This is a genomic window from Streptococcus sp. CF8-6 (genome assembly GCF_024295845.1).
GTDB lineage: Bacteria > Bacillota > Bacilli > Lactobacillales > Streptococcaceae > Streptococcus > Streptococcus oralis_BO.
This window is the reverse complement of sequence record NZ_JANCOF010000002.1, coordinates 252,320-265,542: the sequence shown is the minus strand read 5'-3', so window position 1 is coordinate 265,542 and position 13,223 is coordinate 252,320. Positions and strand designations below refer to the sequence as shown.

General features: G+C 41.0%; 9 protein-coding genes. 4 read left to right on the top strand and 5 right to left on the bottom strand.

Annotated elements, in window-relative coordinates:
- Nucleotides 1-64: 64 nt before the first annotated feature.
- Nucleotides 65-1,054 (bottom strand): LacI family DNA-binding transcriptional regulator, encoded by a 990-nt coding sequence (locus tag NML69_RS04955; protein WP_254725499.1) that lies wholly within the window; start codon nucleotides 1,052-1,054, stop codon nucleotides 65-67.
- Nucleotides 1,055-1,210: 156 nt separating this feature from the next.
- Here NML69_RS04955 and NML69_RS04950 point away from each other — a divergent pair, with 156 nt between their 5' ends.
- Nucleotides 1,211-1,693 carry an S-ribosylhomocysteine lyase gene (locus tag NML69_RS04950; RefSeq protein WP_254725498.1) on the top strand — a complete coding sequence of 161 codons (483 nt, stop codon included), beginning with the start codon at nucleotides 1,211-1,213 and terminating at the stop codon, nucleotides 1,691-1,693.
- A gap of 59 nt (nucleotides 1,694-1,752) precedes the next feature.
- Here the strand turns inward: NML69_RS04950 and NML69_RS04945 are convergent, their stop codons facing one another.
- Together NML69_RS04945 and pflB are read right to left on the bottom strand one after the other, a co-directional pair.
- The gene (locus NML69_RS04945; protein ID WP_254725497.1) at nucleotides 1,753-3,858 is read right to left on the bottom strand and encodes an ATP-dependent Clp protease ATP-binding subunit; all 2,106 of its coding nucleotides are present in this window, start codon (nucleotides 3,856-3,858) and stop codon (nucleotides 1,753-1,755) included.
- Between the two features lie 396 nt (nucleotides 3,859-4,254).
- Complete coding sequence (gene pflB / locus NML69_RS04940) at nucleotides 4,255-6,570, bottom strand: formate C-acetyltransferase (protein WP_254725496.1); 2,316 nt, start codon at nucleotides 6,568-6,570, stop codon at nucleotides 4,255-4,257.
- Nucleotides 6,571-6,802: 232 nt separating this feature from the next.
- Here pflB and dinB point away from each other — a divergent pair, with 232 nt between their 5' ends.
- The gene (dinB, locus tag NML69_RS04935; RefSeq protein WP_129313466.1) at nucleotides 6,803-7,864 is read left to right on the top strand and encodes a DNA polymerase IV; all 1,062 of its coding nucleotides are present in this window, start codon (nucleotides 6,803-6,805) and stop codon (nucleotides 7,862-7,864) included.
- 34 nt (nucleotides 7,865-7,898) lie between these two features.
- Here dinB and NML69_RS04930 read toward each other — a convergent pair whose 3' ends face one another.
- Nucleotides 7,899-8,744, bottom strand: coding sequence for an undecaprenyl-diphosphate phosphatase (locus tag NML69_RS04930; protein WP_000273567.1), 846 nt, complete (start codon nucleotides 8,742-8,744; stop codon nucleotides 7,899-7,901).
- A 59-nt stretch (nucleotides 8,745-8,803) separates the two neighbouring features.
- A complete protein-coding gene (locus tag NML69_RS04925) occupies nucleotides 8,804-10,699 on the bottom strand; it encodes a DUF2207 domain-containing protein (RefSeq protein ID WP_254725495.1) in 1,896 nt (631 codons plus the stop codon).
- 129 nt (nucleotides 10,700-10,828) lie between these two features.
- Here NML69_RS04925 and NML69_RS04920 point away from each other — a divergent pair, with 129 nt between their 5' ends.
- Nucleotides 10,829-12,394, top strand: a complete 1,566-nt coding sequence (locus NML69_RS04920) for an ABC transporter substrate-binding protein/permease (protein WP_254725494.1) — start codon at nucleotides 10,829-10,831, stop codon at nucleotides 12,392-12,394.
- Nucleotides 12,391-13,131 carry an amino acid ABC transporter ATP-binding protein gene (locus NML69_RS04915; protein WP_254725493.1) on the top strand — a complete coding sequence of 247 codons (741 nt, stop codon included), beginning with the start codon at nucleotides 12,391-12,393 and terminating at the stop codon, nucleotides 13,129-13,131. The genes NML69_RS04920 and NML69_RS04915 overlap by 4 nt, the downstream gene beginning before the upstream one ends.
- Nucleotides 13,132-13,223 lie beyond the last annotated feature (92 nt).

The window sequence follows — 13,223 nt, the reverse complement described above, 5'->3', positions numbered from 1 at the left end:
AAAATAAATCTCTTTTATTTGACTTCATTTTAACATTGATAGCGTTTTCTGTCAAGACTTACTTTTATTTTTTTGTTGTTTTTCCTTTAATAAATGCTACTGGTAAGATTGTCTGTAAATTAACAGTCTTTCCATCAAGAATATCAAACAAAATACGAACAGCTTCTTTTGCCATTTCTTCCAAAGGTTGTTTAATTGTTGAAAGTAGATACTCTCGACTCTCAGCCATTTTTATCCCATCATATCCAATGATTTGTACATCATCGGGGATATGTTTACCATTTGACTCTAGTATTTCAATAACATCTAAAGCTGCAAAATCATTAATGGCAAAAATTCCGTCTATGGAACGATTTTCTGCCAAGAATTGTTCTAACTTTCCGTGATAATCTGCAACGGTTTCATCTAGGTCAAAAATACTAAAGAGTATGTTTTTTTCTTGGACATATTTCTCAAATGAAGTCCTACGTCGTTTAGTTTCATTAATGGTTGTATTGTGTCCACCTACAAAGGCCAAATGCTGACAGCCTTTTTTAATTAGTTGCCTCGCAGCTTCTCGTCCACCTGCATCATTATCAGAAGATACACACGGGATCTCAAGATCTGAGTAGGTACGGTCAATACTAACAAAGGGAATTCCTGAAGTTAGGTAGTTCTCAATTGGACTATAGGTAATGGCAACAATTCCATCAACCTTATTATGACGCAACATCTCAAGATAGTCTTGCTCTCTATTTGTACCATTTATTGAACATAAGAGTAATTTATTATTTCTCTTATACACTTCATTTTCCACATGCATGGCAAATTCAGAAAAAAATGGATGCCAGATACTTGGTACAATTAGAGCTATCGTATCCGTTCGGTTTCTTTTCATTCCTCTTGCATAGTAGTCTGGAATATAATTCAAGGTTTTAATCGCTTGTTCCACTTTTTTCAAGGTTACTTCTTTGATGCCTTTTTCTTTGTTGATCACACGTGAAACAGTCCCAACGCTAACTCCCGCTTCTAGAGCAACATCTTTCATGGTAATGGATTTTTTTTGCTCTACCATATTCTCACCTCCTTTTAATATATAGTATCATGCAAGCGTTTTTTTAGCAACTATTTCTTATAAATTCCCTCGTTTTCTAACTATCCTATAAGCAGTAATATGTCTCAACATCCCCCTTTATGATATAATGAAAGAAGAAAACTGAAAGGAACTACCATGTCAAAAAAAGTTATTGTTGAAAGTTTTGAACTTGACCACACTATTGTTAAAGCCCCCTATGTTCGCTTGATTGGGGAAGAGACAGGACCAAAGGGAGATGTCATCTCCAACTTTGATATTCGCTTGGTGCAACCAAACGAAGACTCAATCCCTACCGCTGGCCTTCACACCATTGAGCATCTCTTAGCCAAACTCATTCGTACCCGTATTGATGGCATGATTGACTGTTCACCATTTGGTTGCCGTACAGGCTTCCACATGATTATGTGGGGTCAACATACCAGTGCTGAAATCGCGGCTGTTATCAAGGATTCTCTCAAAGAAATTGCTGAAACCACTACTTGGGAAGATGTTCCTGGAACAGCCATCGAATCTTGCGGAAACTACAAGGACCACAGCCTCTTTTCTGCTAAGGAATGGGCGAAGCTCATCTTGGAACAAGGAATCTCAGATGATGCCTTTGAGCGTCATGTCATCTAAACACAAAAGGAACCAGCTTTTTAGCTAGTTCCTTCTTTTTTTATTCTCAAAATCGCGAGTTAGGCTTTTTCACGAATGACCAAAACGCCATCTTCCATATCTGCTTCCAGATGTTTGGCATCTAGATGATCCAAGTGGAAGTCCGTCACCTTATCACGAATTTGTTGTTCAACCACGCGACGGAGAGGACGAACACCCATAACTTCGTCATAACCTTCTTCTGTGATAAAGTCCTTAGCCGCTTGACTAACTTCCAAATCAATGTCTTTCTTAGCCAAGGTTTGGTTGACTTCAGCCAACATCAAGTCCACAATCTTAGAAAGGTCTTCCTTATTCAAGTGTGAGAACTCGATAACTGCGTTAAAGCGATTGAGGAATTCTGGACGGAAGTATGGTTTCAAACGATCCATCAATTCTGGTTTATCCGCATCTTCCGTCAAGTTAGCTTCATAGCCAAATCCAGCATTTGATGTCGCGATAATGACAGTGTTCTTGAAGTTCACTGTATTTCCTTGACCATCAGTCAAACGACCGTCATCCAAGACTTGGAGGAGAAGGGTAATGACTTGAGGATCAGCCTTTTCAATTTCGTCCAAGAGAATGATAGAGTAAGGATTGCGACGAACACGTTCTGTCAAGGTATTGCTATTGTCATCATAACCCACATAACCTGCTGTTGTACCGATTAACTTAGAAACGGCTGTGCGGTCACTGTATTCAGACATATCCAAGCGGATGATCGCATCCTTGGTTCCAAACATATCGAGCGCCAATTGCTTAGCAAGTTCTGTCTTACCAACCCCAGTAGGCCCTACAAAGAGGAAGCTACCGATTGGGCGATTGCCTTCATCAAAACCAGCACGGTTACGACGGATAGCACGAGCCACTGCTTCTACTGCCTTATCTTGGCCGATAACCTTGTGTTCCAAACGATGGGCCATATCTTTCAAACGTTCGATGTCTGATGCTCCCATTTGTGATACCGGAATACCAGTCATACGTTCTACAGATTCAGCCACATCGTTGACACTCGCGGTCACTTTCATATCTTCTGTGTGGTTTTCGACTTTTTTCTCTAATTCAGCAATACGTGTCTTGGCATTGAGAGCTGCTTCGAAATCTTCTGCCTCAACTGCTTTTTCTTGCTTGTCCTTTTCTGCCTCGATTTCCCGTTCAACAGCATGCACATCTGTTACAGGATGTTGAGCTGCCAAGTGAGCTGCCGTTACATCGACAAGGTCAATAGCCTTATCTGGCAAGCTGCGTTGAGGAATGTATTGGACAGAATAATCCACTGCTGCTTTCAAAACTTCATCTGGCAAGACGACATTGTGGTGTTGTTGATAGAGGTCACGAATTCCTTGAAGGATTTTAAAGGTATCCTCTGCTGAAGGAGCATTGACCTTCACTTCGTTGAAACGACGAGCAAGTGCTGCATTCTTCAAGATGGTATTACGGTATTCGTCTTGAGTTGTCGCTCCAATAACGGTCAATTCACCACGAGAGAGAGCTGGTTTGAGAATATCTGCAAGACCTTTAGAACCACTATCACCTCCGATTGAGCCAGCGCCAAGGATTTGGTGAATTTCATCAAAGAAGAGGATAATATTTCCTGCTTCTTTCACCTCGTTGACTAGGTTTTGAACATTTTCTTCAAAGCTACCACGGTATTGAGTACCAGCCTCAAGACCTGAGATATCAATAGAAATAATTTCCTTGTTCTTAATAGCAGCCGGAACATCTCCGTTCACAATGGCCTGTGCTAGACCTTCGACAACTGCGGTCTTACCAACACCTGCATCTCCGACAAGTACAGGATTATTTTTCGTACGACGTGAGAGGATTTCAGCTGTTTCTTGAATTTCCTTGTTTCGTCCGATAACAGGATCCAACTTGCCCTCACGAGCTTCCGCCGTCAAGTTACGACCTAGCTTAGCAAGGACGCCGTCTTGTTTCATACCTGAAGCATGTTGTTGCATTTGCGCATCAGATTCTGCATTTCCTGGTAATTGTCCCGTTGCACGATAATGAGCAAATTCCTCAGGGGTCACTTCTCGTCCATTTATCAAGTAGCGACGGTTTTCAGAACTATATCCTCGCATACCACCCATCAATTGGTTAAATAAATCATCCATGTTGTTAAAGTTATTAAAGTTGTTGTTCATATTTTTTACCTCGTTTATTGTTAATTATTTGCGATATCTGATATTGACTATCTTTGACCTTTGTTTTAAAAATTTTAGACTAGCTAACTAGCTACCCTACGTATAATTTCTGGTTTTTCTTTTTTACATAAGCCTTCTATAATCTTCTTTTCAAAATCTCGTAGGTTTAACATAGGCCTCACCCCTTTCTAGGGTATCTATCATACATTTTCAAGAAATAGAATCATTGAAAATGAGGTTTTCTAAGGAAGTCATTTTCCTTATGTTTCTACTATACCACTTTGGTCAGTAAAAGTCAATAACTTTTTGACCAAATTTGACTATTTTTTAAAAAAGTTTTTAAAACACAAGAAAACCAGTTAGATTAACTGGCTTTCTTTCTATCCTAATTGAATATTAACTCAATGCGTCATCCATTGAGAGAACTTCGTGGAAGACACGTTGTGTCAATTCAGTTTTTTGTTCTGGAGTGAGGTATTTAGTGTTTACACAGTATCCTGAGATACGAACGATGACATCCTCACCATTCATAATCTTGTCATAAACATCTTTCAAGTCCATTACGTTCAAGTTACAGTGTTGTCCACCGTTTTCGAAGTAACCATCAAGGATTGTTACTAAGTTATCCACTTGTTCGTCACGAGTTTTACCAAGAGCACGTGGAGAAACTTGAGTTGTCAATGAGATACCATCAGCTGCGTAACCAAAGTCAAGGCTAGCAAGTGAGTTCAAGTTTTGCAACCATCCACCTTTAGCTTTGTTAGATGGGTTAGCACCTGGTGAGAAGAATTCAAGTTTAGACAAGTTCACAGAACCATCTTCGTTGAGGTATACACCTTTGTGGACTGGTGAGTTACCAGTTTGTTTAGAGTAAGCAACGTTAGATGTGATTGTCAATAGTGATACTGTAGCTTCTGCGTTTTTGTAAAGTTTGTGGCTACGTAGACGAGTTGTGTAAGCTTCGATCAACCATTCTGCCAATTCGTTTGAACGTGGGTCATCTTCACCCCAACGTGGGTATTCACCGATTGTTTCGTAATCATAGATGTAGCCATTTTCGTCACGGATTGGTTTAACTGTAGCGTATTTGATCGCTGACAATGTATCAACAGTGTTAGCAAATCCACAGATTCCGAATCCCATGTTGGCACGTTGTTTAGTTGGCAAGAAGGCCATTTGGACAGCTTCGTAGTTGTACTTGTCAGTCATGTAGTGGATGATGTTCAAAGCATCTACGTAAGTGTCAGTCAACCAGTCAAGAGATTTTTCAAAGTTTGCTTTAACTGATTCGAATTCAAGAACTTCGTCACGGATAGGATCGATGTCAAATACTTTGTAGTCTTTGTGAACATCGTCGTAACCACCATTCAAACCAGTAAGAAGGGCTTTCAAAACGTTTACACGAGCACCGAAGTACTGGATGTTGTGGCGTTGATCTTCGTTTTCTGGGTCAAGTGGTGACACACAGCATGAGATACAGCTCATTTCACCATATCCGTCTTTAGCCATTGTTGTTACACCTTCGTATTGGATAGAAGAGTGTTTGTGGCTCATATGCATACAGTAGCGACGGAAGTTGTATGGCAATTTGTCAGTCCAAAGAACTGTCAAGTTTGGCTCTGGAGAGTTACCGATATTGTCAAGAGTGTTCAAGAAACGGTAGTCCATCTTAGTAACACGGTGACGACCGTCGTTACCCATACCAGCCATAGAAGTTGTGATGAAGGTTGGGTCACCTGAGTACAATTGGTCATAAGCTTTTGTACGAGCAAATTTAACTGTACGAAGTTTCATAACGAAATCATCAACGAATTCTTGGATTTCTGATTCAGTAAATGTACCACGAGCAAGGTCACGTTCTGCAAAGATGTCCAATACGATTGGTACACGACCTAGAGATGTAGCAGCACCGTTGATAACACGGCAGACAGCCATGAAGGCAATGTTAACCCATTGGATGGCTTCTTTCACGTTCATCGCTGGTTTGCGAACATCAACCCCGTAAAGGTCACCCAAGCGAACAACTTGTTGCAATGCTTGGTATTGAAGGTTTACTTCTTCACGAAGACGGATTGTTTCTTCATCGATTTCTTTGATTGCATTCCAGTCGTTGACTTTTTCTTGCATCAAGTAGTCTGCCCCGTAAAGAGCAAGACGCGCGTAAACACCGATGATACGTCCACGTGAGTAGGCATCTGGAAGACCAGTTACAGTGTGAGCGTGACGAGCGCGACGAATGTTTGAAGTGTAGGCACGGAAAATACCGTCGTTAACTGTTGTTACGTATTTAGTGAAGATTTCGTGAACAGCTGGATCTGGTTCGTATCCATTTTCTTTCAAAGTAGTTTCAGCCATACGGATACCACCTTTTGGCATGAAGTTCAATTTGAAGAGTTCATCATTTTGGATACCAAAGATCACTTCGTTTTCTTTGTCGATAAATCCAGCAGGAATATCAGCAATAGATGTTGGACGAGTGTCCATTGGGAAACGAGTTTCTTCGTAGTGTGCTTTTGTTTCTTCTACGATTTTTTTGATGTGAAGTGAACGTTCTGTTGGTCCAGCAAGGAAACTTTCATCTCCATCGTAAGGTGTGTAGTTAGCTTGAACGAAGCGAGAAATACTTGCTTTTTCTTTCCAATCTACGCCTTTGAAGCCTTCCCAAGCTTTATCAAAAATATCTTGCGCTTCAACAACTGTCTTAACAACCATGTTAATGTCCTCTTTTTTCTAGTAACAGTTATCTGTTACATTCTTGAGTCAAGTATACCATACAGTAACCGATTTCAACAAGAGAAAACCGGCATTTTAGACGCTTTCTTTTATAATACAGTCTCTTTTATGCTCTTATCTGTATTATATTTTTGAAAGTCAGATTGAACTTTCCCATTTTTTCAGAAAAAAGGGTATAATAAATAGAAAATGACACTAGAAAGGGATAATAATGCTCATATTTCCATTGATAAATGATCTGTCCAGAAAAATCATCCATATCGACATGGATGCCTTTTTTGCTGCGGTGGAAATTAGAGATAATCCTAAGTTAAAGGGCAAACCTGTCATTATCGGAAGCGACCCCAGACAAACTGGTGGGCGTGGTGTCGTTTCTACCTGTAGCTATGAGGCACGAGCTTTTGGTGTTCATTCAGCCATGAGTTCTAAAGAAGCTTATGAGCGCTGTCCCCAAGCTGTCTTTATCTCTGGAAATTATGAAAAGTATAAGACTGTGGGACTTGAGATTCGAGCTATTTTTAAACGCTACACTGATTTGATTGAACCTATGAGTATCGACGAGGCATACTTAGATGTGACGGAAAATAAACTCGGTATCAAGTCAGCCGTCAAAATAGCTCGTCTCATCCAAGAGGATATATGGCAGGAACTACACCTGACTGCTTCTGCAGGCGTTTCCTACAATAAATTTCTAGCTAAAATGGCCAGTGATTATCAGAAGCCACATGGTTTGACAGTGATTCTACCTGACCAAGCCCAAGACTTTCTCAAACAAATGGACATTGCTAAATTTCATGGTGTAGGAAAGAAGACAGTAGAAAAGCTTCATGAAATGGGCATTTATACTGGTGCAGACTTATTGGACGTCTCTGAAGTCACTTTAATCGATCGCTTTGGCAGACTCGGTTTTGACCTTTATAGAAAGGCAAGAGGCATTCATAACTCACCGGTCAAGCCCGACCGCATTCGTAAGTCCATTGGCAAGGAGAAAACCTATGGGAAGATTCTCCAGGTTGACGAAGATATCAAAAAAGAGCTGACTCTTCTCTCTGAGAAAGTAGCTCACAATCTCAGCATGCAGAACAAAGCTGGAAAAATCATTATCCTTAAAATAAGATATGCTGACTTCTCCACTCTTACTAGACGAAAAAGCCTCCCACAAGCAACACAGGACGCTAGTCAGATTTCTCAAACTGCCCTTCAACTCTACGAAGAACTAGCTGAAAAAGAAAAAGGTATCCGTCTATTAGGAATTACGGTAACAGGATTTTAAAAAGCTTGAAGGAAAATTCCCTCAAGCTTTTTTCTTATACAAATAAACGCACAAAACTATAGAGCAACAAAACACTACCGAGTACGATACGGTATTTCCCAAAGAGTGTAAAGTCGTGCTTCTTCACATAGCTGGTCAAGAAACGAATGGCAACCATGCTGACTGCAAAGGCAACACCCATAGCAACCAAGAGCAAGAACAGTTGTCCAAAACTCAAAAGTTGACCTGCTTTAATAAATTTGAAAATCTTTAAAGCACTGGCTCCGAACATAACAGGAATTCCGAGATAGAAGGTAAACTCTGTTACGACTGAGCGACTTGTTCCATTCAACAAACCACCAACGATAGTCGCACCTGAACGGCTCGTTCCTGGGAAAAGGGCAAGGACTTGGAAGAGACCGATGTAAAGGGCTGTTTTATAAGGCAACTTGTCTAGCTCTGTTACTGTTGGTTCAATGGCTTGCGCCTTATTTCGTTTTTCAAGATAGATAAAGGCAACACCATAGATAATCAACATAATCGCAACTGAAACCATGTTATGGAAGTTGGCATCAAACCAATCATCTAATTTAAAGACCAATAGCAAAGGCAAGGTCGCAACGAAGACTTTTGACCACAATTGCCAAGTTCTACGAACTTCGACCTTAGTTTTACCAGGTTTGAAAGGGTTAAGCTTGTTAAAGTAAATGACCATAACTGCTAAAATGGCACCAAGCTGAATGACAACATTAAACATGGACATGAAGGCTTCATTTTGGTCCTTGTATTGTACAAATTCTTCAACCAAGATCAAGTGGCCAGTACTTGAAATGGGCAACCATTCTGTAATTCCTTCAACAATCCCAAAAAAGATTGACTTCAAAATTTCAATAAAATACATACATTACTCCTTTTTCTGTCCTCTATTATAGCATAATTTCGGATATTGCGATAGATTTTTTAGAAGGCACCGATGCTACCACCGCCTCCGCCTCCTGAGAATCCTCCACCTGAACTTCCACTTCCAGAAGATACAGAGTAATTGCTAGCTGTATTCGCTACAGCAGTATATTGCTTGATTTGTGCAGTTGAGGTGTAGAACTGTGAGTGCCAACCATAGGCTATATAAAGATTCAAATCCGGATTTTCAAGCTGAATATGGCGGACTTTCATTAACTTGCTCACCTTCTTGGCATAACCAAAGAGAGTCGCATAGACCAGTAGACGGTTCCAAAGGACGATGCTCTCTAGCTCGGCCTGATCCAGATGAGCGATGTCCCGAAGCATATTTTCAAAACTCGTCCAGAGATAGAAGATCTCTGCTCCTTCCTCTGTTAGAACTCCATCTCGATAGGCCCCTCGCGTGGCAAGATAAACCCAGAAACTAGCCCCTAATCCTGTCAATCCTAAGAGTAGAAATGGGATCGAAAAGAAGCCATGTGTTTGCCAGCTATAGTAAAAGAAAAGCAGTCCACCTAGAGCTGTTATGGCTGAACAGACCCGCATCCCTAGAGCAAGGCGACGTTCCTCGCTTGTCAAGGGACGATAGTAGCTTGGGATACGGAGTACACGGACTTTATCCTTGACACAAGACTGAATGCGTTGAAGTCTTCCTTCAAAGGAGCGTTTAAGGCGCAGTCCTGTTTCTCGGATATGTTTTTCATCTGACTCTTTGGCACCACGGTAAAGGGAAGATGAAACTTGGTAATCAGGGAAGAGCTCTGAAATAGCCAATTCTTTCTTATTTGACAAGGTCATGCGTAGACATTCTTTCTCAAAATTGGACAAACCCTTTTCACTGATAATGCGCACATAAGGTTCCTCATCCCCTTGGAAAATAGATAAATGACCTCGATCTACTAAATCCAACAAGGTTGCCTGAATCAAACGTTCAAAAGTAAATTTACCAAACCCTGATTTGTTTAGGGGATTAACTTCCTCTAAGGAAGTTGAATACACAGCTTCTGCTAGAACCATTGGAGGCAAATCCATCGGTGGTTCGTAGAGTCGATGATCTTTTGGAAAGACCTTTTTAATGCTTGTACTCTGACGAAACATCCTATAGAAGATAGGAACTAGAAGTAAGAGACTCATAAAAATGACGGGGAATACCCATTTCATCAAAATCTCACTTTGCGCTTTTTCTGTCGCTATATTGCTTTCAATCCGGTTAAAATCGGTTAAACGTTCTTCCTCTAATCCTTGATCTGGTGCTCCTGCAAAAGCACTTCTAGGCCAGTAAGCATGTAATTCGATCTGTCGCTTTCTAGGAAGGTCTTTCATTTTGATATGATAGAGATTATTTACTTTTTCAACACTAGAATCCCTTAGGAGTTGGCCTGCATGAAAATAGAGTTTCTCTGCTGGAGTATCAGAGCTGACCTTAAACTCAATCTCTTTGATGTCTCCAGTACTATCTGTCAAGGGTTGCCAATTTAGCTCTGCGATATCCTTATATAAGAAGAGAAGGTTTGTTAGTTTCCAGGTAACCGTTACCCGAACAGTATCTCCGGCGTATCCAGCATTGTAAATTTTTACCTTGTAGCCGTCCTCTTCCTCCATAGTATAGAAGGAAATATTTTGAACAATTTTTCCATTTTTAGAGACCTGAACGGTTGGATCGGGATCAATGTCAAACCCTTCTGGCATTTTCCCAGCTTTTCCGAGTCCAACTAACTGACCGTTATAATTATCTCCAAAGCGGTAGGTAATTGTTTCCTTAAAAATTGCAGTATTATCTGCATGAATATTCAAATCACCCTGATAGGATAAGATATTAAAGTCTACTGCAAAAACCAGGCTCGGTATAAATAATAAATAAGCAAATACCAAAGCCAACAGCCATCTTTTTTTCATAATCGGTTCCCTTTCAATCTTTTTACCATTATATCATTTTTTATAAGTAAAGGCTTACTTGTATTGAAAATCTCACTATTTTTAGATACAATAGAGAGAGTCATTTTTAGACTAGAAATAGGAGAAAACATGAAAAAATTATGCTTATCTATCCTTGCTAGCCTAGCCCTTACCTTAGGACTAGTTAGCCAAGTCCAAGCCGACGAATATTTACGCATCGGGATGGAGGCTGCATACGCCCCCTTCAACTGGACCCAAGACGACGATAGTAACGGCGCCGTCAAAATCGACGGTACCAACCAATATGCCAACGGCTACGATGTTCAAATTGCTAAAAAGATTGCCAAAGACCTTGGTAAGGAACCTTTGGTCGTGAAAACCAAATGGGAAGGACTTGTTCCAGCCCTTACTTCTGGTAAAATCGATATGATCATTGCAGGTATGAGCCCAACTGCTGAACGCAAACAAGAAATTGCTTTTTCAAGCAGTTACTATACTAGCGAACCGGTTCTATTGGTCAAAAAGGACTCTACTTATGCCAATGCGAAATCTTTAGAGGACTTTAGTGGGGCAAAAATCACGTCTCAACAAGGTGTTTACCTTTATGACCTGATTTCTCAAATTCCAGGTGCCAAGAAAGAAACAGCTATGGGTGACTTCGCCCAAATGCGTCAAGCTCTGGAGGCTGGTGTTATTGATGCCTACGTTTCTGAACGACCTGAAGCACTGACCGCTGAGTCTGCCAACGCTAAGTCCAAAATGATCCAACCCCAACCAGGTTTCAAAACTGGCGAAGAAGATACAGCTATTGCCATTGGACTTCGTAAAGATGACAGCCGCATTAGCCAAATCAATGCGAGCATCGAAACCATCTCTAAGGATGAACAAATAGCCCTCATGGATCGTATGATCAAAGAGCAACCTGTGGAATCTACAACAACGGAGGAAGAAAGTAGCTTCTTTAGCCAAGTCGCTAAGATCCTTTCTGAAAACTGGCAACAACTCTTGCGTGGTGCTGGTATCACACTCTTAATTTCCATTATCGGAACCATCACAGGTCTTTTTATCGGACTTGCGATCGGGGTCTTCCGTACCGCCCCACTATCTGAGAACAAGGCAATGTATGCCCTACAGAAACTAGTCGGTTGGATTCTCAATGTCTATATTGAGATTTTCCGTGGTACACCGATGATTGTTCAATCTATGGTTATCTACTATGGAACTGCCCAAGCTTTCGGTATCAACCTTGACCGGACACTAGCCGCTATCTTCATCGTCTCAATCAACACAGGTGCCTACATGACAGAGATCGTTCGTGGTGGTATTCTAGCAGTTGACAAAGGACAGTTTGAAGCTGCAACTGCTCTTGGTATGACCCACAATCAAACCATGCGTAAGATTGTCCTACCTCAGGTTGTCCGTAATATTCTGCCTGCTACTGGTAATGAGTTTGTCATCAATATCAAAGATACCTCTGTATTGAACGTTATTTCAGTTGTTGAGCTTTATTTCTCAGGAAATACTGTCGCAACACAAACCTATCAATACTTCCAGACCTTTACCATCATCGCCGTGATTTACTTTTTCCTCACCTTTACCGTGACCCGTATCCTACGCTTCATCGAGCGTCGTATGGACATGGATACTTACACTACAGGTGCTAACCAAATGCAAACGGAGGATTTGAAAAAATGACACAACCAATCCTTGAAATCAAACACCTCAAAAAATCCTATGGGCAAAACGAAGTGCTAAAAGATATTTCTCTCACCGTCCATAAAGGAGAGGTTATTTCCATCATCGGGAGCTCAGGAAGCGGAAAATCAACCTTCCTTCGTTCGATTAATTTACTAGAAACTCCTACAGAGGGAGAGATTCTCTATCGAGGAGAAAATGTCTTAGAAAAAGGCTATAACCTCACCCATTATCGTGAAAAGCTCGGTATGGTTTTCCAATCTTTCAATCTCTTTGAAAATCTGAATGTCCTTGAAAATACGATTGTTGCCCAAACGACTGTACTCAAACGCGACCACTCTGAAGCTGAAAAAATTGCCAAAGAAAATCTCGAAAAAGTTGGCATGGGAGAACGCTACTGGCAAGCCAAGCCTAAGCAACTATCAGGGGGTCAAAAACAACGCGTGGCTATCGCCCGCGCACTCTCCATGAATCCTGACGCCATTCTCTTTGACGAGCCAACATCTGCCCTTGACCCCGAAATGGTCGGAGAAGTCCTCAAAATTATGCAAGACCTAGCTCATGAAGGTTTGACCATGATCGTCGTAACCCACGAAATGGAGTTCGCTCGCGATGTCTCTCACCGTGTCATCTTTATGGATAAGGGCGTTATTGCAGAAGAAGGCAAACCCGAAGAACTCTTTACAAATCCCAAAGAAGAACGGACAAAAGAATTCCTTCAACGTTATCTCAGCTAATAAACAAAGACTGCATAAAGAATGCAGTCTTTTTAATTTGTAATTGTAAAGAAAAGGCAGACTCGATTCAGGAATCTGCCTGTGACCACAGT